At 62.4% G+C, this 23,018-nt stretch carries 22 protein-coding genes and 1 riboswitch; of the genes, 16 read left to right on the top strand and 6 right to left on the bottom strand.

Annotation, left to right across the window (positions count from 1 at the left end):
• The first annotated feature begins 66 nt into the window (after nt 1-66).
• The 3 genes from RAN53_RS03170 to RAN53_RS03160 all read left to right on the top strand — a co-directional run bounded on the left by RAN53_RS03170 (nt 67) and on the right by RAN53_RS03160 (nt 4,922).
• A complete protein-coding gene (locus RAN53_RS03170) occupies nt 67-1,212 on the top strand; it encodes a hypothetical protein (RefSeq protein WP_305795363.1) in 1,146 nt (381 codons plus the stop codon).
• A gap of 3 nt (nt 1,213-1,215) precedes the next feature.
• Entirely contained in the window at nt 1,216-1,998 is a 783-nt protein-coding gene (locus tag RAN53_RS03165) for a hypothetical protein (protein WP_305795362.1), read from the top strand.
• Between the two features lie 287 nt (nt 1,999-2,285).
• The gene (locus tag RAN53_RS03160) at nt 2,286-4,922 is read left to right on the top strand and encodes an AAA family ATPase (RefSeq protein WP_305795361.1); all 2,637 of its coding nucleotides are present in this window, start codon (nt 2,286-2,288) and stop codon (nt 4,920-4,922) included.
• 312 nt (nt 4,923-5,234) lie between these two features.
• Here the strand turns inward: RAN53_RS03160 and RAN53_RS03155 are convergent, their stop codons facing one another.
• From RAN53_RS03155 to RAN53_RS03130, 6 genes are all read right to left on the bottom strand, one after another.
• Nucleotides 5,235-5,447, bottom strand: a complete 213-nt coding sequence (locus RAN53_RS03155; RefSeq protein WP_305795360.1) for a GDCCVxC domain-containing (seleno)protein — start codon at nt 5,445-5,447, stop codon at nt 5,235-5,237.
• Nucleotides 5,444-5,857 carry a hypothetical protein gene (locus tag RAN53_RS03150; protein WP_305795359.1) on the bottom strand — a complete coding sequence of 138 codons (414 nt, stop codon included), beginning with the start codon at nt 5,855-5,857 and terminating at the stop codon, nt 5,444-5,446. Before RAN53_RS03150 ends, RAN53_RS03155 begins: the two co-directional genes overlap by 4 nt.
• Nucleotides 5,858-5,996: 139 nt before the next feature.
• Complete coding sequence (locus RAN53_RS03145; RefSeq protein ID WP_305795358.1) at nt 5,997-6,599, bottom strand: class I SAM-dependent methyltransferase; 603 nt, start codon at nt 6,597-6,599, stop codon at nt 5,997-5,999.
• 177 nt (nt 6,600-6,776) lie between these two features.
• Complete coding sequence (locus tag RAN53_RS03140) at nt 6,777-9,095, bottom strand: heavy metal translocating P-type ATPase (protein ID WP_305795357.1); 2,319 nt, start codon at nt 9,093-9,095, stop codon at nt 6,777-6,779.
• A gap of 148 nt (nt 9,096-9,243) precedes the next feature.
• The gene (locus tag RAN53_RS03135) at nt 9,244-9,447 is read right to left on the bottom strand and encodes a hypothetical protein (protein WP_305795356.1); all 204 of its coding nucleotides are present in this window, start codon (nt 9,445-9,447) and stop codon (nt 9,244-9,246) included.
• Between the two features lie 192 nt (nt 9,448-9,639).
• Nucleotides 9,640-10,515, bottom strand: coding sequence for an MBL fold metallo-hydrolase (locus tag RAN53_RS03130; protein ID WP_305795355.1), 876 nt, complete (start codon nt 10,513-10,515; stop codon nt 9,640-9,642).
• 146 nt (nt 10,516-10,661) lie between these two features.
• On the opposite strand from RAN53_RS03130, the gene RAN53_RS03125 reads away from it, so the two are divergent.
• From RAN53_RS03125 to RAN53_RS03065, 13 genes are all read left to right on the top strand, one after another.
• Nucleotides 10,662-11,615 (top strand): GlxA family transcriptional regulator, encoded by a 954-nt coding sequence (locus RAN53_RS03125; RefSeq protein WP_305795354.1) that lies wholly within the window; start codon nt 10,662-10,664, stop codon nt 11,613-11,615.
• Nucleotides 11,616-11,897: 282 nt separating this feature from the next.
• Entirely contained in the window at nt 11,898-12,944 is a 1,047-nt protein-coding gene (cobT, locus tag RAN53_RS03120) for a nicotinate-nucleotide--dimethylbenzimidazole phosphoribosyltransferase (RefSeq protein WP_305795353.1), read from the top strand.
• Nucleotides 12,941-13,645, top strand: a complete 705-nt coding sequence (locus RAN53_RS03115; RefSeq protein ID WP_161432723.1) for an adenosylcobinamide amidohydrolase — start codon at nt 12,941-12,943, stop codon at nt 13,643-13,645. The genes cobT and RAN53_RS03115 overlap by 4 nt, the downstream gene beginning before the upstream one ends.
• Nucleotides 13,638-14,627 (top strand): adenosylcobinamide-phosphate synthase CbiB, encoded by a 990-nt coding sequence (cbiB, locus tag RAN53_RS03110; RefSeq protein ID WP_305795352.1) that lies wholly within the window; start codon nt 13,638-13,640, stop codon nt 14,625-14,627. The genes RAN53_RS03115 and cbiB overlap by 8 nt, the downstream gene beginning before the upstream one ends.
• Nucleotides 14,624-15,787, top strand: a complete 1,164-nt coding sequence (gene cobD / locus RAN53_RS03105; RefSeq protein ID WP_305795351.1) for a threonine-phosphate decarboxylase CobD — start codon at nt 14,624-14,626, stop codon at nt 15,785-15,787. Before cbiB ends, cobD begins: the two co-directional genes overlap by 4 nt.
• The gene (locus RAN53_RS03100; RefSeq protein WP_305795350.1) at nt 15,784-16,356 is read left to right on the top strand and encodes a bifunctional adenosylcobinamide kinase/adenosylcobinamide-phosphate guanylyltransferase; all 573 of its coding nucleotides are present in this window, start codon (nt 15,784-15,786) and stop codon (nt 16,354-16,356) included. The genes cobD and RAN53_RS03100 overlap by 4 nt, the downstream gene beginning before the upstream one ends.
• On the top strand, nt 16,353-17,108 hold the full coding sequence (locus RAN53_RS03095; protein WP_305795349.1) for an adenosylcobinamide-GDP ribazoletransferase: 756 nt from the start codon (nt 16,353-16,355) through the stop codon (nt 17,106-17,108). Before RAN53_RS03100 ends, RAN53_RS03095 begins: the two co-directional genes overlap by 4 nt.
• Nucleotides 17,060-17,692: a histidine phosphatase family protein gene (locus tag RAN53_RS03090; protein ID WP_305795348.1), complete on the top strand. Its 633-nt coding sequence runs from the start codon at nt 17,060-17,062 to the stop codon at nt 17,690-17,692. The genes RAN53_RS03095 and RAN53_RS03090 overlap by 49 nt, the downstream gene beginning before the upstream one ends.
• Nucleotides 17,647-18,063: a bifunctional adenosylcobinamide kinase/adenosylcobinamide-phosphate guanylyltransferase gene (locus tag RAN53_RS03085; protein ID WP_305795347.1), complete on the top strand. Its 417-nt coding sequence runs from the start codon at nt 17,647-17,649 to the stop codon at nt 18,061-18,063. The genes RAN53_RS03090 and RAN53_RS03085 overlap by 46 nt, the downstream gene beginning before the upstream one ends.
• A gap of 57 nt (nt 18,064-18,120) precedes the next feature.
• Nucleotides 18,121-18,357, top strand: a riboswitch (cobalamin riboswitch).
• A 128-nt stretch (nt 18,358-18,485) separates the two neighbouring features.
• Entirely contained in the window at nt 18,486-20,378 is a 1,893-nt protein-coding gene (locus RAN53_RS03080; RefSeq protein WP_305795346.1) for a TonB-dependent receptor domain-containing protein, read from the top strand.
• The gene (locus RAN53_RS03075) at nt 20,378-21,286 is read left to right on the top strand and encodes a cobalamin-binding protein (protein ID WP_305795345.1); all 909 of its coding nucleotides are present in this window, start codon (nt 20,378-20,380) and stop codon (nt 21,284-21,286) included. Before RAN53_RS03080 ends, RAN53_RS03075 begins: the two co-directional genes overlap by 1 nt.
• Complete coding sequence (locus tag RAN53_RS03070; RefSeq protein WP_305795344.1) at nt 21,283-22,251, top strand: FecCD family ABC transporter permease; 969 nt, start codon at nt 21,283-21,285, stop codon at nt 22,249-22,251. Before RAN53_RS03075 ends, RAN53_RS03070 begins: the two co-directional genes overlap by 4 nt.
• Nucleotides 22,251-23,018 carry an ABC transporter ATP-binding protein gene (locus RAN53_RS03065; protein WP_161432733.1) on the top strand — a complete coding sequence of 256 codons (768 nt, stop codon included), beginning with the start codon at nt 22,251-22,253 and terminating at the stop codon, nt 23,016-23,018. Before RAN53_RS03070 ends, RAN53_RS03065 begins: the two co-directional genes overlap by 1 nt.

Genomic DNA, 23,018 nt, shown 5'->3' with positions numbered 1-23,018 from the left:
CGTTCGCGTTCAAGTGGAAAATCAAGCGTGCTATATAATACAACTTTTAGACACCAAGGCCATCCCATGCAAGGACCCACTGCTCCTGATATAGCGGCTTCATTCGAATTCCACAGGCGACATCCTGAGATTTCTATAGATCAATACGTCAAAGAAAAAGCACTGGAGCTTGCTGAGTCAATTCAGGGCTTGGAGAAGATATATCTCGATCAACGCTTTTGGGTGCTGCTTCGTGATGCCCACATGGGTCGGTCAAAAATTCAGGCTGCCGATGAGCTGCTCGGCAAGATAAGAAGCGCCGTAACGAGCGGAAAAGTTCTCTGTCCGATTAGTGAGTCCGTGTTTCTGGAGTTACTGAAGCAGCAAGATCTAACCACCCGGCAAGCCACAGCAGAGCTAATTGATGAATTCAGTCATGGCATAACGCTGGTTCCGTATGAACAACGGGTTGCACAGGAGTTGGTTAGTGTCATTGCCGTGCCGACACCCAACGGTGCTCAGTATCACGAGCCCAAAGACCTAGTGTGGTCTAAGCTCAGCTATGTGTTGGGCGTAGTGCACCCTTCTGAGACAGCCTTTCCTCCGGAAGAGGAACTCGTCATTCAAAAGTCATTTTTCGACCATATGTGGCAGATTCCATTGGTTGAAGTGCTTTCCTGTCTGGAGGACGGAGCATTTTTTCCACCAGGGAAGTTTGGTGAAACGGCAGGCAAACTGAATGAGCTAAATCGAAATCATCAAGATGAGGTGAAGAACTTCAAGCAGGTCTATCTTGACGAAATCCGCGGTGGGTTGAGTCTGTTCATGCATGTGCCTCGCATGTGGTCGGAAAAGGAATATGAGAGGGTGTCGGGCGTTTCGGCTGCGTGCTCGGACCATGAAATACAGGAGCGTGAACAGAAATGGCATACAGTATTCGGAAACTTAGTCACAAAGAGGTCCGTGGCACTGAGATTGCCGAGTCTGCATGTTTCTGCCCTATGTCATGCTGCGGTTCGCTGGGATAAAGGGAGGAAATTGGTGGCGAATGATTTCTACGATTTTCACCATGCGGCAGCCGCAGTTGGATACTGTAGAGCTTTCATGACGGAGAAACCGTTAAGATCACTTCTTCAGCAAAAGCATCTCCAATTGGCGAACGATTATCCATGTGAGGTCATTGCTGATATCAATGAAGCCGTAGAATGGGTGGGGGAGCGAGTTGGTGGCTAACAAGTGCATCCACGGCGACCCAAAAACCGCTACGCGGTTTTCGGTCGCGTGATGCTTGGCGTTAGAAAAACTGAGGAAACTAGTTCTGTGATATCACCTGCAACTGTGTCACTTGCTGCTAATGTGGCTACGATAATAAGTGGTTTTTCCATTGTTATTGCGCTGTATGTGTATCTCAAAGATCGGTTCAAAAAGAATAGAAGGTTTGACTTCGGTATTCCGTCAAAGAGGAAAAAGTACTATTCAATCTTGGGTAAAAACCCATCGCTTATAGACAAGGTGGTTATCGAAAAAGGCGATATAAAGGGCTCAAAACTCAGCCAAATACTTCTAACTAGGTATAATTTTTCTGTTCACGGAGATAGAGAAAAGATCTTGAGGAATGGACTCAAATTTATTTTTTCGGATGAAGCGGTCAAGGGCATTCCGAATCTAGATAGCACAATCTATAATAATTTGGATATAGTGCTGTCACGATTCTGTTCGTTGGTTATCGATAGAGAGGATTTTTACACGCCTAGCTCTAAAAGGGTTGATGCTTGGATTGAGCTTGAAAATTTTAAGCCATTTATTGTTAAGTTTCCCATACCAGAAGAGCTGTTCGATGAGAATGTCTTCTCAAAAATTAGATTCGGTGGAGCAACTATTTCAAGTCTTGGAAGTGCGGTTATACAACAATACTTTCTTCCATACTTAATATTCTATGTTGCTAAAGATTATAGTTCGTTTTCGAAAGATGATTCGTACACAGTGCTTTCTGTTTTTTGGGAAATTGGCCCGTCATGACGTTTTCTAACAATCGCATATTGTCGGACTGCTTTTCCGTTTTGCTCCAAACCAGCCGAAAATTCGGGCGTTATATGCCAAAGCCTGAAAAATGGGAGTGCCCAGTAAGTAATCAAAAAATCTCGCCTTTAGGGCAAGATATGGCCCGTTGCCGATCCAAGATACTCAAATAAGATCAACCTGAATACATATTCAGCTAGTATTTAAAAGCCTCTAGAGAGCACCATCGGACTTTACTAACAGGTGACAAAAGTGAAGGAATTGAATCTAAAATATAAGGAAGTATTATGATTGAGTCTGAATATCTACGATTTTTGCGAACTCTGGATTCAGACGAAGTTCTTCCGGGAGTGCGCAAGATAGCGAACCTTGTCCTGGCAAACCTTGATGAGCTTGCTTTTCTAGGAACCTATCAAGGCCAGCGGGTTAAGAAAATGGTTGCCTTGGCCCAAGCTAACTGGGATGCCTTAAGCATAGAGATTCAGTCTTTACCCGAGATGACCGCCGAGAAAACTTCCCCCATTACTCAGATAAAAAGCATGGCAGTGGGGCCGTTTCGTGGTTTCTCTAGGCAAGAGGTTTTTGATTTAGAAAGTCTTTTAGTCCTAATATACGGTCCGAATGGTACTGGCAAATCTAGCTTCTGCGAAGCCCTTGAATATAGCCTTCTGGGTAACGTAGCTGAAGCGGAAAGCAAGCGTTTTCGAGATCAGGGGAATTACCTGAAAAACGCACATGTTAATCGTTTTTCAACGCCAGTTGTTACAGGCTTAAATGAGCAAGGCGCTGAGGTTGAAATTGAAGCAAATGAAGAGCTATTTAGATTTTGTTTCGTTGAAAAAAATCGTATCGATAATTTTTCCAGAATTGCCGCTCAGGCACCCGCCAAGCAAACTGAGCTTATATCGACGTTATTTGGCTTAGACTCTTTCAACGAGTTTGTGCGCAATTTTACTTCTGAGTTTGACCCAAAATATATTGATCTTACTGGTGTTAAAGCAGCTCAGTTAGCGCAAAAAAGGCAGGCACTTTCTGGTTCTCAGCAGCAGATAGCGACTAACAATGCAGAGCTGAAAAGACTAAATGCTGAGGAGCAAGCACTAGCCACCCAGTACCGTGAAGCAGCAACCTTTAGCCAATTGGTCTTTGAACTAAACGGTGACGATGAAAATGAAGGAGCAATCCATCGATTAGAAACCGATTTGCAACAGCCCCAAGCAAGTAAAACCAACTTAACAATTGGCGCATTACAGACACTTGGTAGCTCCATTAGCAGCGGTCTCAGAGAGCTGGAGTTGAAGAAAAAAGACTTGGAAAGTGCAAGTCAGGAGGTATCATTCAAGAATTTATACGACGCAGTTGTTCAACTACAATCGAATAGTCCAGAGCATTGTCCAGCGTGTAAAACGCCGCTCACCCAAGTATCCGTAAACCCTTACGGTAACGCTAATGAAGAACTTCAAAAGCTGCAACACTTGGCAGAGCTTCAGAAAACTGCACAACGGCTTCAACAAAATGTTAGTAGATGGTTGCTGGACCTCTCGCAAATATTGAATGTTTGTTTGACGTTTCTGCCACAAAACAATGTTATCCGACATTTTCATATTTCACCTGGCTCACAAGTCGATATCGGATGGTGGCATTCCTTGCAGCAACAGTTAGCGGATGGTTTTACGCCATGGCAGCACCTGGAAGCTCAGGTAAAGTATCTCGAGGAAGCCGACAAAAAGACTGATCAGGACGCCCAAATACGTTCAACTAAGAAAACTGAGCTAAATCGTTTGCGCTGTTTTAAAGAGCAAGTCACTGTCTTAGAAATACGCAGAGACACAGCTAAACAAGCAATTATTGCTGCGCAACAGGCAATCACTAGTTTTGATACGGAGAATGCTCAACTTATAGCTGATGTGGATGCTGAGCATGCCAAAGTTCAAAAAAATCAAGACATTGCAACTTCTTATAAGAGATTTGTAGAAAGCTTGAATACATATATGAATCGATTGCCGAGCCAGTTAGTTGCTGACCTCGGCGACCTGATTGTGAGACTTTACAATGCTTTTAATCGTTACGATTCAGAAGAAGATAAATTAGCTTCTGTTCAGCTTCCGTTATCTCAAAATCAACGGCTGTCCATTACATTTTTGAAAGACCATTCTGCCTTATTTGATGCGCTTCATATTCTGAGTGAGGGGCATATCCGTTGCCTTGGGCTAGCAATATTGCTTGCTAAGAACATAAAAGAGCGTTGTCCGGTTCTTATTTTTGACGACCCGGTGAACGCAATTGATGATGAGCATCGTCGTGCCATCAGGGAAACGTTATTTGTTGATGATTTTTTCAAGGGTTGTCAGATCATTTTGGCAGTGCATGGTGAGGAGTTCTTTAATAACACACATCAACTGCTAGGTAAGAGTCAGTCACTTGCGTCTCAGTCATATGTTTTCTTATCAAGCGCTGGCGAAGGCCATATTCAAGTTGACTCATTAAGGCGGCCAAAAAATTATGTATTAGCTGCACGCGAACTGTATGCACAAGGGGAGTATCGCGACGCGCTTATGTCGGCAAGAAGAGCGCTAGAGAACTTATGTGAAAAAACTTGGTTTCATTACGGAAAATATAGTGATAAGAAGGACAGCCTAATTAGTGTCTCTCGTCGTTCTCCTTCGGCGCCATGGGATCTAAGGGCATTAGCTGAAAATCTAAGATCTAAGCTGAATCGTTCCCAGTCAAATATACCTAATAAAGAGATGATAGTGTCTGCTCTCACTACTGTGCTAGGTCAAGATGGAAGAAACGCGTATTGGTCGCACTTGAACAAAGGTACACATGACGAGACTGACTTGCCTGAGTTCGATCAGCATACTGTTAACGAGGTGATCTCTGCTTTAGAAAGTTTGGATACTGCCCTAAGTGAGACGAACTGAATTGGCGGTTCCGGCATATAACAAGTTGCTGCACGCGGATAAATTACTCGCTGTGCTCGCAGCTTACCGGTGAGCAAATCGTTATATTAATTCTCGCTGAAGGACTGCTTCTGGCCGATAGCGGCTGTGGGAAAATATCATCATTTCTTTGCGCACGCTGACTTCCTCTCCTGGAGGACGTGAGGGGGCAGTTTTGTGTAAAGCGGTAGTGTAAACCCATGCACTGGAAAGCTGCTCAAGCCGGTCGTCGCCTCTCACTGTAAACCGCCGGCCCGAGGGTGCGTTGTCAATGATGACCGCGAAAACGTAACGCTACTCGCAACACCCTTGCTGCGCCTGAACCGGCGGGCACTTCACCGAGCCGAAGGAACAGAACACGCAGCAGTCGCCAGGCTTGGGCCTCAGCAGTACCTTGCAGTTGCCGCATTCGTAGAAGAACTGGCAGGCGTTGGTCGGCATAGTCTCCTGCTGGGCATGGCCACAGTGGGGGCACGTCAACACGGACTCCAGCACGACGGTACTCACGGTTCCCCCTTCCCGGTGGCCTGGACGCTCAGCCTTACCTTGCCCTCGTCGGCAAGATGCCCAATAAGATGGATGGCGCTTGCCTCGCTGATGTTGAGCTGGGTCGCCAGGGCCGTTGCATCGGCTTCGCCGTGGTCGTCCAGCACGGCGAGCGCCTCCCGCTCCAGGCCTTCCATCCACTCGCCGAATAGGGTGTGAAGTTCGGGCGTGGCAAAGGCGGCCATCGACGTGGTCTTGTGCATGGCCGTCAGCATTTCCGAGTACATGCTCATGCACATGCCCATCATCTGCGGCATGGGATTACCGGCCTCACCGCCGGACTCACTTTCCGTCTGCCCCATCATCTTCTGCATCATGGCCATGGGGTCTTCGCCGCCCGGGCCCATCTGCGCCCTCATCTTTTGCATCATGCCCCTCATCATCGGGTTGCAAGCGCAACCGTGTTCGGGCGGCGCGTGGTGGCTGGCATGGTGTCTTGTGTTTCGGGGTCCATGTTGAACCTCCTGGAGAATGATTCGGGGGAGTGGCCGGCGATGGCTCACTTCTGAATCAGTGGGTATGGATGAAAACGGCGCCGTAGTGGTAGGGCGGCAGTTCGACCAGCCTCTCGAGCGTGAAGCCGGCCGGCTCGACTACCGTTCGGGTTTGCTCCGGTGACATCCGCATGTCTGTCTTGGGGCCGCGCGGCTGGTCGAGAACCGTCGTTTCCTCACGGGGGAGGGGGTACCAATTGACGATGGCGAAGCGGCCGTTTGGCTGTAATGCCGCCGCGACTTCTCGGGCCAGCGCCGTCTTGTCCGGCGCGCCGTGGAAGGTGTTGGCGATCAGCACATAGTCGGCCGGCGCACTCAGCAGACGGCTTAGCGCCATGGCGTCTCCGAGCAGCCAGTCGCTATTCGGCATCCCCGCGCACGCCGCTTGCGCTTGCTCCAGCATGTCCGGATCGAGGTCGACACCGATGACGCGCCCCGACACCAGCTGCCGGGCGATGGCGGCGGTGAAATACCCATCGCCACAGCCGAGATCGACAACCGTCATCCCTTGCCCGATGCGCAAGGCCCTGACGACGCCATCAGGATCGGGCCACAGGGCGTGCCACCAGTCCTGGTTCGGCATGGCCGTGGCGGGAAAAAAGCGGTCTTGGGGCGTCACTCGAGGTCCTTCTTCATTGCGGCACTCAAGGCCTGGTTCACACTTGTATCTTAGTTCGAATCCGCCCCCGAATATCTCGGCCCCGTGGCGATGGCGCCAACGGGGTGCTCAACTGCCTCAAACGCTTGTGGGCGGGCGCTGATTCCCCGACGAGACACGCGCGACACCACAGGTTCGTCAGTCAGGAGAGGTCAGTTTCACCAGCCTAAGCCGCAGGGCATTGGTAATCACGCTCACCGAGGAGAGCGACATCGCCGCGGCGGCGATGATCGGCGACAGCAGCAGGCCGGTGAAGGGATAGAGCACGCCCGCGGCGATCGGTACGCCCGCGGCGTTGTAGACGAAGGCGAAGAACAGGTTCTGGCGGATGTTGCGCATGGTGGCCCGCGACAGCCGGTGCGCCTCGACGATGCCGGTCAGGTCGCCGCGCAGCAGGGTCACCCCGGCGCTCTCGATGGCCACGTCGGTGCCGGTGCCCATGGCGATGCCCACGTCGGCGGTGGCCAGGGCGGGGGCGTCGTTGACGCCGTCGCCGGCCATCACCACCACGCGTCCCTCGTCACGCAGGCGCTGCACCACGCGACCCTTGTCCTCGGGCAATACTTCGGCCTCTACCTCATCGATGCCCAGGCGGCGCGCCACCGCCTCGGCGGAGGTGCGGTTGTCGCCGGTGAGCATGACCACGCGAATGCCATCCGCCTGCAGCGCACGAATGGCCGCCTCGGTGGTCTCCTTGACCGGGTCGGCGATGGCCAGCAGGCCCGCCAGGCGGCCATCCACCGCGGCGAAGATCACGGTGGCGCCGTCGCCGCGCAGCCGATCGGCCTCCTCAGCTTGCTCCGAGAGGTCTACCCCTTCGCTCTCCATCAGCAGGCGATTGCCGAGCGCGATGTGGTAGCCGTCGATCTGCCCGGTCACCCCCTTGCCGTTAGGGGCGTCGAACTCCGTGGCCTCCGAGAGCGTCACGCCATCGTCCTTGGCCTTGTCGACGATCGCCTGGGCGAGGGGGTGTTCGCTGCCGCGCTCAAGCCCCGCGGCCAGTCGCAGGAGTTCCTGAGCGTCGAAACCTTCGGCCGGGCGCAATTCGGTGACCCGAGGCTTGCCCTCGGTCAGGGTGCCGGTCTTGTCGACCACCACGGTATCGACCTTCTCCAGGCGCTCCAGCGCCTCGGCGTCGCGGATCAGCACGCCGGCCTGGGCGCCGCGTCCCACGCCGACCATGATCGACATGGGAGTGGCCAGCCCCAGTGCACAAGGGCAGGCGATGATCAGTACACTGACCGCGGCGATCAGGCCGAAGGCCATGGGTGGTGCGGGCCCCCACAGCGACCAGGCGATGAAGGCCACCACGGCCACCAGGATCACCGCCGGCACGAAGACGCCGGCCACCTTGTCGGCCAGCCCCTGGATGGGCGCCCGGCTGCGCTGCGCGCTGGCCACCATCTGCACGATCTGCGACAGCATGGTGTCGCGGCCCACCTTGTCGGCGCGCATGATGAACGAGCCCTGGCCGTTGATGCTGCCGCCAATTACGCTATCGCCGGCTTCCTTGCGCACCGCCAGCGGCTCGCCGGTGACCATCGACTCGTCGATGTTGGAGCGCCCCTCCAGTACCTCGCCGTCCAGCGGCACCTTGTCGCCGGGGCGCACGCGCAGGCGATCGCCCACCTGGACCTTGTCGAGGGAGACTTCCTCTTCCTGGCCCTCGTCATCGAGGCGTCGCGCGGTGGCCGGGGCCAGGTCGAGCAGGGCGCGGATTGCCCCGGAGGTCTTCTCCCGGGCTCGTAGCTCCAGCACCTGCCCGAGCAGTACCAGCACCACGATCACCGCCGCCGCCTCGAAGTAAACCGCCACCGAGCCGTCGGTCTGGCGGAAGGTCTCGGGGAAGATGCCCGGCACGATGGTCGCCAGCAGGCTGTAGACCAGCGCCGCCCCGGTGCCGATGGCGATCAGGGTGAACATGTTGAGGCTGCGCCGCACGATGGAGCGCCAGCCGCGCACGAAGAAGGGCCTGCCCGCCCAGACCACCACCGGCGTGGCGAGCAGCAGCTGGATCCAGTTCGAGACCTGGGGGGCGATCAGGTGATCGAGTCGGAAGATATGCCCCCCCATCTCCAGCACCAGCACCGGCAGCGCCAGGACCAGCCCGATCCAGAAGCGCCGCGTCATGTCCTTGAGCTCCTCGGAGGGCCCGGACTCGGCGGAGACCGTCTCGGGCTCCAGGGCCATGCCGCAGATGGGGCAGTCGCCCGGCCCCTCCTGGCGGATCTCGGGGTGCATCGGGCAGGTGTAGATCGTCCCGGGCGGCGCTGGCTCGGCCGGTGTGTCGTCGCCCTGCAGGTAGGCGTCAGGGTCCCCCTCGAACTTCTGCTGGCACCTGGCCGAGCAGAAGTACCAGGTCTTTCCAGCGTGTGAGGCGCGGTGGTCGGTATGGTGAGGATCGACGTCCATGCCACATACGGGGTCCTTCGCGTGATGCGAGTGATCATGAATCATTCTTCATTCTCCTATGGCGACGCCAAGCCCTGTGCTTCATGAGATGAAGAGATGTCTGTGTCGGGAATGCGACTTGGAGGAAGCCGAGGGGGATCTGTCTTGCAGCGTAGAACCCATGGGTTACCCAATGGTCAATAGGCGACACGGATCATAAAAGCGGTTCCGCTCGGTTCTCGCCGCGCCGGCCACAGAATAAGCGGGGGAGCAGCAGCCACTGCAGCAGAGGCGTGAGGCCGGTGCCCAGCCGTGGCAGGGTGGGCATCATCGGGGTGTAGCTCCAGCGTTGGGCGATGACGGTGGCGTGCCACTCCAGTCCCACCATGATCAACAGTCCCGCCAGAACGAAGACCACGCACTCCTTGTGTCTATAGCACCGAAGCCAGTCACGGCTGAGGCTGAAGTGGTCCAATCGGAGCGGACACCCCGGTGAGGCTCAGCCATACACGACGCTTTAACGTCTCTACGTGATGGCAACTGCCCGGGTGAAGCCTCACCCGGGCAGAAAGAGAAAATCGGGCCGCCATGAAGGTGGCGGCCCTTGGGATCAGAAGGAGATGACCTCGCCGTCGGCGGGGATCACGACATGATCTTCGATGCCCTCCGCCTTCACGTACTCTCTCAACGCTGCCCGTGTCAGCGACATATGGTTGATAGCATCCATGTGTGTGGCGACTACTGTTGCTTCCGGTGCTGTCTGGGTAGCGCGCAGTACATCTTCCTTGCCCATGATGATGGGATCATCATAATCGCTGCGCATCGCTTGCCCTGCGTTGAGCACCACAATCTTAGGGTCATACTCATCGAACGCCTGATCAACTTCATCGCGCCATATGGTGTCGCCTACCAGGTAGAGAGTCTCCTGGCCAGGCGCTTGGAAGACTACGCCCATCACATCCCCGAGAGCGGCCGCGACTTCAGGTGAGGCATACATTTCATCGGTGCCATGCTGGCCGCCTGTCCTGCTCAGGGTTACGCCATCGAACTCGGCCTTATCGGAAAGGATGCGCACGTTGGTAAAGCCCTGCTCACGGATCATCGCTGCATCGGCCTGGTGCTGAGCGAACAGTGGGATATCCTTCGGCAGCAGCGCCTGGGCGGCGGCGTCCCAGTGGTCGAGGTGGGTGTGGGTGACGATCACGGCGTCCGTGTCGTCGATCACATCCTCTGCCGGCATTGGCAACCCAACCAGCGGATTGCGCAGCTCGCTGCGGTAGGTGCCATCGAAGCCCGGGTAGGCGCCCTGCTCGGCCAGCATGGGATCGATCAGGAAGGTGGTATCCCCATAGGTGATCTTCACCGTGGCATTGCGGATCTGCTGCACCTGCTGCGTTGTCTCCTGAGAGATCGAGTCCGCGGATGCACTGCCGGCGATTAGGGCCGTGGCCAGGGCCAGGGAACTGGCGAGGGTCTTGATCAGCATCTGGATGCTCCTCCATTACGTTGCTGGGGTGATGGCAAGCAGTTTAGCGGGGCGCGGTTGAGCAAAAAATTGGCCTGAATGACAATATTCGAAAGATTCGGGCCAAGGTGCCATGATTATGAGGAACGAAGCTCAGGAGTCGCACCTTGCCGTTGCCCAGCGTCGGACTGATCCTTTACCCGAATATCAGTCCCTTCCATTTCTCGGTGCCCTATACAGTGTTCGGTATGGCCTTGCCCGATCGCCCACTGTTCGATCTGTCCATCGTGGCGCCGGAGGGGAAGCCGCTGGCGGCCGAGCGGGCGATGACGGTACGGCCCGATGGCGGCCTGGAGCTGCTGGACCGGGTGGATATCGCGGTGGTGCCTGGCTGGCATGACCTGAATGAAGCGCCGCCGCCAGAGCTGGCCGAGGCGCTCGTCCGTTGTCATGAGCGGGGTGCCCATGTGGTGGGGCTATGTTACGGCACCTATGCCCTGGCTTACGCCGGGCTGCTGGACGTTAGGCGGGCGTCGACTCACTGGATGGCCGAGCAGGATTTCATCGGCCGCTTTCCCAGAGTCAAGCTGGATACCAATGCGCTCTACGTGGAGGAGGATCGTCTGGTGACGTCTGCCGGTACCGCGGCCGGCCTGGATTGTTGCTTGTTCCTGGTGCGTGAATATTACGGCGCGCAAATTGCCAACAAGGTGGCCCGGGCCATGGTGGTCCCACCGCATCGAGAGGGTGGGCAAGCGCAGTTCATCGAGCAGCCGGTTGCTACCTCTACCCAGGACGCCCACATCAACCGCCTGCTCGACTACCTGCGAGAACACCTGGCGGAGTCGCACACCATCGATGCGCTTGCCACCCGTACCGCCATGAGTCGGCGGACCTTCACGCGCCACTTCCACAAGGCCACCGGCATGACGGTGGTGGAGTGGCTGGTGAGCGAGCGGCTGCGGCGTGGACGCGAGCTGTTGGAAACCACCTCCTTGTCGGTAGAGGCCATTGCGGAAAGGGTCGGTTTCCACACGGCGACATCGTTTCGGCAACATTTCAGGCAGCGGCATCGGGTCAGTCCCCGCGACTGGCGCAAGACCTTCGGCGAAAGCCCCTGATTATCGTTGGGCCTATCCTTCTGCACGTGATCGCTCTCGATGCCGACGCTATGCCCGCCGGTGACAGCGGCGACTCTGTGGGGCGTCGGCCCTTGGCTCAAGCGCCCCGCAGGTCGCAGCCGACCGCGGCGGTGCGGGGCGGGAGACGCGCGGCCTTGATCCCGGCCGGCTTTTCTCCCAGGCGTATCATGGTCTTGCCCAGCATCGGCGGAACAATGTCCCGGCCGAGAGCTGCTATCATGGCGCCATTTCGTTAGCCACCATCCCGCTGGATCTCCCGCTATGCTCGCCGACACCCTTGCCGCCCTGACCCCCGCCGATCACGCCGCCGGCCACCGTATGGCGTTGCATCTGGATAACCTCACCAAGCCACCTGGCAGCCTGGGGCGCCTGGAAACGCTGGCCGTGACGCTGGCGGCAATCTCCGGCGAGGCCTCTCCCCGGGTCTCGCCCCCAGGGATGCTGGTCTTCGCTGCCGACCATGGGGTAGCCGCCGAGGGTGTCTCGGCCTTTCCCCAGGAGGTCACCGCACAGATGGTGGCCAACTTCGTGGCCGGCGGGGCGGCGATTAACGTCTTCGCCCGCCAGCTCGGGGCACGCCTCGAGGTGATCGACGTGGGGGTGGCCGCCACGCTGCCCGGCCAGGGCGTCGTGGATGAGAAGGTGCGCCATGGCACCGCCAACATGGTCGAGACGGATGCCATGCATCGCGATCAGGCAGTGTTGGCCATCGAGGCGGGCATCCGCGCCGCCGAGCGGGCCGTCGATGCCGGCTGCCGCTGCCTGATCATCGGCGAGATGGGCATCGCCAATACCACGGCGAGCAGCGCCCTGCTCGCCACGCTCAGCGAGGCGCCGGTGGCCGGCCTGATCGGCAGCGGTACCGGCCTCCCGGCCGAACGCCTTGCCCACAAGCAGGCGGTCATCGAACGCGCCCTTGCCGCCCGTGCGCCGGATCGTGACGACCCCTTGGACGTGCTCGCCAAGCTTGGGGGACTCGAGATCGCCGCCATGACCGGCGCCTACCTGGGCGGAGCGGCGCGCCGGGTGCCGCTGCTGGTGGACGGCTTCATCGCCACGGTGGCCGCTCTGGTGGCCTGTCGACTGGGAGCCGACACCCGCGACTATCTGATCTTCGGACACCGCTCCCGCGAGCCGGGCCACACTCATGCCCTGGCGGCCCTCGATGCCCAGCCGCTGCTCGACCTCGAGCTGTGCCTGGGGGAGGGCACCGGCGCGGCCCTGGCCTACCCGCTACTGGAAGCGGCCTGTCGTGTGCCGGCCGAGATGGCCACCTTCGACGCTATCGGCATCGACACCGCCCCGTGACGTCGGAACAACGTCTCGCCTTCGGCCCGGGAATCACCCTAGACGTCACCGCCGACTGGGTGCACCTGGCCGCCTCGCGCCCGCTCTGGACCCTGAGTAGCGCCCTGGTGGGCGGCGGCTTCGGCTGGCGGCGGCACTTCTGCAATTTCCACGTGGACAAGGGGTACGCCGGGGGCGCGCCGGCGGCGGATCTCGCCGACTGGCTGGCGGCGCGGCGGCTGCCGGCGGGCGAGAGCCTGGCCATGATGACCGCGGTGCGCCTTGAACACCTGCACGTGGAGGCGGGGCAGGGGGTGCTGGCGGCGGTGACCGCCGGGGCCGGCAATGCCGTGGATATCGCCGCCCCTCTGGCCGGGGATCCTCGGCCGGTAGGCACCATCAATACCCTGCTCCTGATCGATGGCCACCTCACCGACGGCGGCCTGGTCAACGCCTGCCTGTCGGCCAGCGAGGCCAAGGTGCGCGCCCTGCACTCCCTCGGGGTGCTGGACCCCCATAGCGGCACGCCGGCCAGCGGCACCTCCACCGATTGCCTGGCCGTTGCCGCGACGCAAGTGGGCGAGGTGACCCCCTATGCCGGTTCGGGAACACGGCTCGGTCGCGAGCTGGGCCGGGCGGTCTATCGGGCCACCCGCGCCTCGCTGCTGGCCTCCCGGGAGTGGCGGCGGCGCCAGGCGATGGAGGAGGGCACCCATGGCTGAGCCGCTGTCGCCTGCGCTGCTGGCCCTGGTGCTGGCCGCCGTGGTCCTGGACCTGGCCATCGGCGATCCGCGCCGGCTGCCCCATCCGGTGGTGGGCATGGGGGCGGTGATCGCCCTATTGGAGCGCGCCTGGAACCATGGCTCGCCCCGGGCGCGCCGAATCCGCGGCGCGCTGATGACCGCCCTGGTGGTGGCGGGCAGCGCCCTGCTGGCCTGGGCCGCCATCGCCCTGCTGGCGAACCTGCACCCCTGGCTGGGCTGGCTGGCGGAGGGGTGGCTGCTGGCCAGCTGCCTGGCCATTCGCGGCCTGCGCGACGCCGCCCTCTCGGTGGCCGCACCGCTGGCCCGGGGCGACCTGCCCGCGGCGCGTCGGGCGCTCTCCCTGATCGTCGGCCGCGACACCGAGGGGCTGGACGAGGGGGAGGTGACCCGCGGGGCGGTGGAGACCGTGGCCGAGAACACGGTGGACGGCATCACCGCGCCGCTCCTCTTCGCTATGCTGGGGGGTGCCCCGCTGGCGGTGGCCTACAAGGCGGTCAACACCCTGGACTCCATGGTGGGCTACCGCAGCGAGCGCTACCGCGACTTCGGCCGGGCCTCGGCGCGCCTGGATGACGCCGCCAACTGGCTGCCGGCCCGGCTCACCGCCCTGACCCTGTGGCTGGGTGCCTGTTGCCTGGCGGCTGGTCGGCAGGCCCTCCATACCCGCAGTGCCCTGGCCGCCACTCGCCGCGAGGCGCCCCGGCACCCGAGCCCCAATAGCGGCTGGCCCGAGGCCATGGTGGCCAACCTGCTGGGGGTCCAGCTCGGCGGCACCAACCGCTACCGCGGCGAGATCTCCGAGCGCGCCCGCCTGGGTACGCCTCGGGAGCCGCTGGGCCAGGCCCATATCGGTGCGGCGATTCGCCTGATGCACGGTGGCTGGCTGGTCTTCCTCATCCTGCTGGCGTCGACGGTGCTGCTTGGAGAGACAATATCGTGAGGGCACGAGACTCGAGATCCACCTCCCCTGGCTGGCCCCTGCACGGCGGCCAGCCCGGCCCCCTGTTGGCGCGCTTCGGCCTGGCCGAGGAGGCCCCGGTGCTGGATGTGAGCGCCAACCTCAATCCACTTGGGCCGCCGGCCTGGCTTCCCGGGTGGTTGACGGCCCGGCTCGCCGAGCCCGAGACGCTCGCGCGCTACCCCGACCCCGGCTACGCCGAGGCTCATGCGGCCATCGCCGCCCACGAGGGGCTGGCCATGGACCAGGTGCTGTTGACTAACGGCGGCGCCGAGGCGATCTTCCTGGCCGCCGCCCTGCAGGCCCGCGAATGGCCGGGGGTGCCGACGGCCATCATCGAGCCCACCTTCGCCGAGTACGCACGGGCCTGCGCGGCCCACGAGCTGCCGGTGGTGACGCTGCCCCTGGCACCCCCGGAGTTTCGCCTCGACGTCGAGGCCATTGCCGCGGGGCTTGGCGAGGCGCGGCTGCTGTGGCTCTGCCGCCCCAACAACCCCACCGCCACCCTGGTACCTAAGGCCGACGTGGAGCGCCTGCTCGCCCTGACCGCGGCGCGAGGCTGTCGGCTGGTGGTGGACGAGGCCTTCGTGGACTTCATCGGGGACCCCCGGGAGTCGCTGACGCCGCTGCTCGCCGACCATCCGCACCTCGTGCTGCTGCGCTCGATGACCAAGCACTTCACCCTGCCGGGGCTGCGGCTGGGCTACCTGCTGGGCGCGCCCGAGGCGGTGGCGGCGGCCCGTGCCTGCCAACCCGCCTGGAGCGTCAACGCCCTGGCCGCGAGCCTGGTGGCGCCCCTGCTGGCCGACTGCGACTTCGCCCGGCGCACCGAGGGCTGGCTCGCCGCCGAGCGGCCCAGGCTGCAGGCCGGGCTCGAGGCCCTGGGCCTTGAGGTGGTGCAGAGCCGGGCCAACTTCTTCCTGGTGCGCCATTCCGGATCGGGTGAACAAGGGCGCGAGGCGACCCGGGCGCTGTTGCCGACATTGTTGCGCCGCGGCGTGCTGGCGCGTCACACCGAATCCTTTGCGGGCCTCGACGGCGGCTGGCTGCGCCTGGCGCTGCGCGATGCCGAGGACAACGAGCGCCTGCTGGCGGCCCTGGCCGGCGCGTTGGCGGACAGCGGCGATGAGGGCGCGTCATGATCGCCTTTGTCAGCGGCGGGGCGCGTTCCGGCAAGAGCCGCCACGCCGAGGGCCTGGCCCGCCAGTGGCAGGCCGCCGGCGGCGGAGAACTCGTCTATCTCGCCACGGCGCGGGCCGCGGACGCCGAGATGGCCGCGCGCATCGCCCGCCACCGACGGGAGCGCGGGGCCGGCTGGCACACCCTGGAGGTGCCGCTGGCGCTGGACTCCGCCCTGGCCGAAGTGGGCGTGGGCAACACCGTCCTGCTGGATTGCCTGACCCTCTGGTCCAGCCAGTGGCTCTACGCCGGTGGCGGCCGCGAGGCGGAGGGGGAGGCGCTGTTGGCCCGGGTGATTGAGGTGGCCCGAGCACGCGATATCGCCCTGGTGGTGGTCTCCAACGACCTCAATGAAGATATTCCCCCAACCGACGCGGAGACCTGGCGCTACCTGGCCTTCCTCCAGCGGCTGCACCGCCAGCTGGCCCGAGAAGCGGATCGGGTGATCGAGGTGGTGGCGGGCATGGCTCTCGAATGGAAAGCCATCGACAGGCAGCCCTCCGGGGAGCGAGACGTGGAGACGCGTCGATGAAAAACGCCCTCTACGGACTGGTGCTGGCGCTGCAGTTCCTGACCCGAATTCCGCTGCCCATCGTCTGCCCCTGGAATGCCGCCACCTGCCGCTGGGCGCTGCGCTGCTATCCCTTGGTGGGCCTGCTGATTGGCGCGCTTCTGGCAGGGCTGGCCATGCTGGGGCAGGGGCTGCCCAGCCCGTTGCTGGCGCTGGCGCTGCTCAGCCTCTGGGTGGCGCTCTCCGGGGGACTGCACCTGGACGGGGTCATGGATATCGCCGACGCCCTGGGCAGCAATGCCCCCCTGGAGCGGCGCTGGGCAATCATGAAGGACAGCCAGGTGGGCAGTTTCGCGATCCTGGCCCTGGTCTTCCTGTTGGCTTGGAAGGGGGCGCTGATCTTGGCCCTGCTCGAGGCGGGGGCGAGCCCCTGGCTGTGGCTGGTGCTGCCGGCGCTTTCGCGCTTCGGGGCGCTGCTGCTGCTGCGTCTGGCCCCCCTGGCACGGCGCGAGGGGCTTGCCTGGACCTGGCGCCAGCACCTGGCGCGGCGGGATCTGGGGCTGGCGCTGCTGCCGTTGCTGCCCTTCTTCGGCTTCGTGCCCGGCGGCGCCTGGCTGCTCGGCGCCCTCTGCGTCTTTCTGTTTCTGTATGGCCTGGCCATGGTGCGGGCCTTTACCGGCATCAACGGCGATATCGTGGGTGCCGCTATCGAGGGAGGAGAACTATGGGTGCTGCTCAGCGCCTGGAGCTGGTGGTGGTTCGCCACGGCGTGACCGCCTGGAATCTCGAGCGACGCTACCAGGGCCAGCGCGATATCCCGTTGCTGCTGCCCAATGCGCTGGCGGATATGGATCGGCTTCGCGACCACCTGTCGGACGAGGCCTTCGACGCCGTGCACTGCAGTGACCTGACCCGCTGTCGCCAGACCCTGACGCATGTGTTGCCGGCGTGGGAGGCGGCGGCGCTCTTCGATACGCGGCTGAGGGAGCTGGACTTCGGTGAGTACGAGGGGCGCACCTGGGAAGCGCTCAAGGAGGACGCCCGCTATCGGGCCTGGATCGACAGCGCCGGTGAGCAGGCGCCCCCCGGTGGCGAGTCCGCCGAGGCGCTCTGGACGCGCCTGGAGGCCTGGCTTGGGGAGGTGCTCCTGCAGGCCGCCGAGCGGGGGCATCGCCGGGTACTGGCGGTGAGCCACGGCGGGGTGATTCGTGAGCTTCGGCGGCGCCTGGAAGGCAGCGACTTCTGGGAAGGTGTGGTGGGTCAGGCCCAGGGTCGCCGTTTCGAGTTCGACAACCAGGAGGGAGAGTGGCAATGCAGAGCGTCATCGGTGGTGCCTATTCGGGTCGACGCCGGCTAGTGGCGGAGCGCTTCCCCCGTGCTCGTTGGCACCGGTTGGTGAAGGGGGAGGGCGCCGAGGAGTGCCTGGCCGGACACGCGGGGCGGGAAGTGCTGGTGGTCGACGGCATCGCCGCCTGGCTCTCGGCCGCCCTTGCCGAGATCCCGGACGACGATGCCCTGCGCGAGACCTGGTTGAGGCTGCTTGATGGCCTCGTCGCGGCGCCCTGCGAAGTGGTGCTGATCCTCGACGAGATGGGGCGTGGCATCGTGCCGATGGACCCGGCGGCGCGGCGCCTGCGGGACCATAACGGCTGGCTGGCCCAGGCCGCGGTCGAGCGTAGCCGGACGGCCTGGTATATGCGTCATGGCCTCTGCAAGCAGCTGAAATAAAAGAATTTTGATTGTGCCTTCTAACCTCCGGCGTTGACCGCGCTGCCGCGCCTTGCTAGCTTACGCGCACTCTCAGGTGCCCCAGGCGTATCACAGCGCCGGGGTGAAACGGGAAGTCGGTGCGCGGTGCTCTTGCCGAGAGTCCGCCATTCCGACGCTGCCCCCGCAACGGTGATCGAGATAGAAGCGGCCAAACAGCCACTGTGCCAAGGCACGGGAAGGCGGTCGCCTTGAAGGCCAGTGAGAGGCCTTCGCTCGTCAGCCCGGAGACCGGCCGGAGAGCGCATGCCGAACCGCGGAGGGCGGTCTCGGGCAGGGCAGTTGCCACTCGCCTGGCCGCACTCTCGCCTGATGTCCCTCCCTCGCCTCGGCCCAGAATAGACCCGCATCGTACGGGTTGGTACGACAAGCAAGGGACATCCATGACTATCGCTTACCCCTCACGTGGCCTGGCCGCCTTCGCCCTGGCCACCCTGCCGCTGGCCGTCATCTCCCATGCCGCCCAGGCCCAGAACGCCTCGGTCGATGGCGACGATACCCCTCAGAGACTCAACCCCCTGGTGGTCACCGCCGCGCTGGCGCCGCGCACCGCCGACGAGAGCCTCTCCTCGGTAACGCTGCTGGATGAGGCCACCCTGCGCCGCCAGGACCCCACCAGCATCACCGATTTGCTGCGCGGTCAGCCCGGGGTGGACGTCACCTCCAGCGGCAGCTTTGGCAAGAGCAGTAGCGTCTATATTCGCGGCACTTCGAATAACCAGAGCCTGCTGATGATCGATGGCATTCGCCTGCGCTCCGCGACTCTTGGTGGCCCGGCGTGGCAGTTCCTCGATCCGCGCATGTTCGAGCGGGCCGAGATCGTACGCGGCCCGCGTGGCAGCCTCTATGGCGCCGATGCGATGGGCGGAGTGGTGCAGCTGTTCACGCCGGAAGGCGACGGTGAGCCCGCACCGCGTATCTCCTTCGGCGGCGGCTCCTTCGATACCCAGCGCTACAGCGCCAGCCTTTCCGGTGCCGAGGGCGGCACGCGATACCATTTCGCCGCCAGCCGCTTCGATACCGACGGCGAGCCGGTTCGCCGTGGCGGAGACGATATGGGCTACGACAACACCTCAGCGCTGGCGCGAATGTCGCATACGTTGGATAGCGGCGCGGAACTGGGGGTATTGGCACTTAGGGCGCGTGGTACCACCGAGTATGACAAGAGTGGCTCGCTGGCCACGACGGACTATGTGCAGCAGGTGGCGGGTATCTATGGTGAGCTGCCTATTACCGGAAACTGGCGTAGCCGCTTGACGCTTAGCGAAGCACGCGATGAAAGTGTCAACCTTGCCGAAGATTCTATCTTCGATACGCAGACGCGCACAGCCCGTTGGGAAAACACGCTTAGCGCTGGTGCGCATGAGTTGGTCATTGGCGCAGAGTACATGAATGACAGCGTGGCCGGTAGTATCACCGGGAGTGAGCCGTTTGGTGGTCCTTATGACATAGAGGATCGCGATAACAAGGCCATTTTCAGCCAGGCGCTGCTCGATTTTTCCCCCTTGGCGGTGCAGGCCAGTCTGCGCTACGACGACAACGAAGCTTTTGGTGAAGAGGTTACAGGCAGCTTGGCACTAGGCTATGACCTGGATGCCCATCACACCCTGCGTACCAGCTATGGCACGGCCTTTAAAGCACCGACCTTTAATGATCTTTACTGGCCTTTTGAAGATTATGGTGTCTTTGGGTCCTATCAAGGAAACCCTGATCTCAAGGCGGAAACTTCTCAGGCTTTAGAGTTGGGCGTGCGAGGCCAGTACCAAGATTGGTTCTGGGATTTATCCGTCTATCAAACCGACATCGAGGATATGATCACTACAGAGACTATCAATGGCGATAGTCGACCGATTAATATCAATGAGGCGCGTATCCGTGGTGCCGAGCTCTCCATAGGGACCGAGATCAATGATTGGACCCTGGCAACGGCGCTGACCTATACCGACCCCGAGAATCGTCAAACCGGTAATCGTTTACAACGCCGTGCCAGCCAGAGCCTACGTTTCGATGTCGACCGCGAGCTGGGCGAGTGGTCACTGGGCGGCTCCTGGATTGCCCAGAACCATCGCTACGACGATGCCGCCAACCAGAACCGCCTGGGTGGCTTTGGCCTGCTCAACCTGCGTGCCGGCTGGCAGTTTGCGCCGCTATGGTCGGCTCGTCTGACCGTCGAGAACGCCCTGGACAAGGAGTACACTACAGCCAAGTTCTTCGACGGCGATGACTACATCAACGCCGGTCGTAGCGCCTTCCTTAGCGTGCACTTCGGGCAGTGATGACGATACGGATTTCTCGATTACTCCTGACCGGCCTGGCGCTGCTGTTGAGTGTGGCAGCTCCGGCCAGCGCCGAGGTCTGCGCCGTCGACGATACCGACAGGGAAGTGTGCCTGGCGGCCCCGGCGCAGCGCATCGCCGCGCTCTCGCCGGGGGCCACCGAACTGGTCTACGCCGCCGGCGCCGGCGAGAAGGTCGTCGCAGTGGTGGCCTACAGCGACTATCCGCCCGAGGCCCGCGAGGTCGCCTCGGTGGGCAGCCATACCCGCCTCGACCTGGAGCGGCTCGTCACCCTGCGGCCGGACCTGGTGATCGGCTGGGTCACCGGCAACCCACCCGAGCAGCTGGAGCGCCTCGAGGCCCTGGGGCTGCCGGTCTTCTATATCGAGCCGCGCTCCTTCGAGGGCGTGTCCGGCGCCATCGAGCGCCTGGCGGCGCTCGCCGATACCGAAGCGGAAGGTGAGCGGGTGGCCGGTGAGTTTCGCGACGGCATGGCGGCACTCGCCGACCGCTACGCCGAGGCCGCGCCGGTACGGGTCTTCTATCAGGTGTGGGACGAGCCCTTGATGACGATCAACGACGACCACCTGATCGGCCAGGTGCTGCGCCTGTGCGGTGGCGTCAACGTCTTCGGGGCGCTTCCGCGGCTGGTGCCGCGTCCCGGCGAGGAGGCGGTGCTGGCCGCCGATCCCGAGGCGATCCTGGCCGGCGGCATGGGCGAGGAGAACCGCGACTGGTTGGACCACTGGGCACAGTATCCGCAGCTCACCGCGGTGGCGCGGGACAACCTCTTCTTCGTGCCGCCGTCGCTGATCCAGCGGCCTACGCCGCGGCTACTGGAGGGTAGCCGGCTGTTCTGCGAGAAGCTGGAGCGGGCCCGCGAGCGGCGGGGAGCACAGGGCTCGTGACGGCGTTGATCCGCCCCCTCGGCGCCCTGGCCCTGGCCGCGCTGGCGGCCCTGGTGCTGTCGGTGGCGCTGGGCAGCGTGACCCTGTCGCCGGACGAGATCCTGGCGGCCCTGGGAGGGCAGGGCGAGGCGCTCTCCCGCACCCTGATCCTCGAGCTGCGCCTGCCGCGCTCGCTTGCCGCCTTCGCGGTGGGCGGGCTGCTCGCCGTGGCCGGCGCCCTGATGCAGGTGCTGCTGCGCAACCCCCTGGCCGACCCCTATGTGCTGGGGCTCTCCGGAGGTGCCTCGGTGGGGGCCCTGCTGGCCATGCTGGCGGGGCTAGGCAGTGTGTTGGTCTCGGGCTCGGCCTTCGTCGGAGCGCTGGTCTCGACCCTGCTGGTGTTCGGCCTGGCCCACGGGCGCGGCGGCTGGACCCCGGCGCGCTTGCTGCTCACCGGGGTGGTGGTGGCCGCCGGCTGGGGAGCGGTGATCACCCTGATGCTGGCGGTGAGCCCCGCCGACCGCCTGCCCGGCATGCTCTACTGGCTGATGGGCGATCTGTCCTACGCCGGCACCCCCTGGCCGCCGCTGGTGCTGCTAGCGATAGTCTGTCTACTGGCGGTGCCGCTGGGGCGTAGCCTCAACGTGCTGGCCCGGGGGGCCATGCAGGCCGCTGCCCTGGGGGTCTCGGTGCGGCGCCTGGAGTGGGGCCTCTACCTGGCCGCCAGCGCCCTCACCGCCATGGCGGTGACCACCGCCGGCAGTATCGGCTTCGTGGGGCTGGTGGTGCCGCACATGCTGCGCCTGCTGCTGGGCAACGATCAGCGCCTGATCCTGCCCGCCTGTGCCCTGGCCGGCGGCACCCTGCTGCTGCTGGCGGATACCCTGGCGCGGATCATGATCGCCCCGGAGCAGTTGCCGGTGGGGGTGATCACCGCGCTGCTCGGGGTGCCCACCTTCCTCTATCTGCTCTATCGGAGTCAGTGATGCGTCGACTCGAGGCTCGGGAGCTGGTGATCGATGTGCCGGGACGCCCCGCCGGGCGGGCCCTGGGCGTCTGCGTGGAGCCGGGCCAGATGTGGGGCGTGTTGGGTCCCAACGGCGCCGGCAAGACCACCCTGCTGCATACCCTGGCCGGGCTACGCGCGCCGCGTCGCGGCGAGGTGCGTCTCGACGGCCGCCCGCTCGCCGCGCTCAAGCGGCGCCAGGTAGCGCGCCAACTGGGGCTGATATTCCAGGAGCGCCACGACGGCTTCCCCGCCACGGTACGCGAGACCGCGCTGATCGGCCGCCACCCGTATCTGTCGCCCTGGCAGATGGAGGGCGCCGAGGAGCTGCGCCTGGCCGAGGCCGCGCTGGAGCGCCTCGATGTGGCGCATCTCGCCGAGCGCCTGGTCAGCACCCTCTCCGGGGGCGAGCGCCAGCGCCTGGCCATCGCCACCGTGCTGACCCAGGCACCGGCCATCTGGCTGGCCGATGAGCCCACCAACCATCTCGACCTGCATCACCAGGCGGGGGTGATGGCCCTGCTGGCCGAGCAGGCCGCCGAGGGCTGCGCTGTACTGATGTGCCTGCATGACCTCAACCTGGCCGCGCGCTGGTGCGACCACCTACTGCTGCTCTACCCGGATGGCGAGGCGTGCTGGGGCCCGGCGGAAGCGATGCTGGTGCCCGAGGTCCTGGAGCGCTTATACGGCCAGCGCCTGGCCACCGCCTGGGTCGACGGTGCCCCGGTTTTTGTACCTGTGAGGTAA

It is taken from the genome of Halomonas sp. SSL-5 (genome assembly GCF_030708455.1).
Lineage (GTDB): Bacteria > Pseudomonadota > Gammaproteobacteria > Pseudomonadales > Halomonadaceae > Halomonas.
This window is presented reverse-complemented; position numbering and strand designations above follow the sequence as displayed.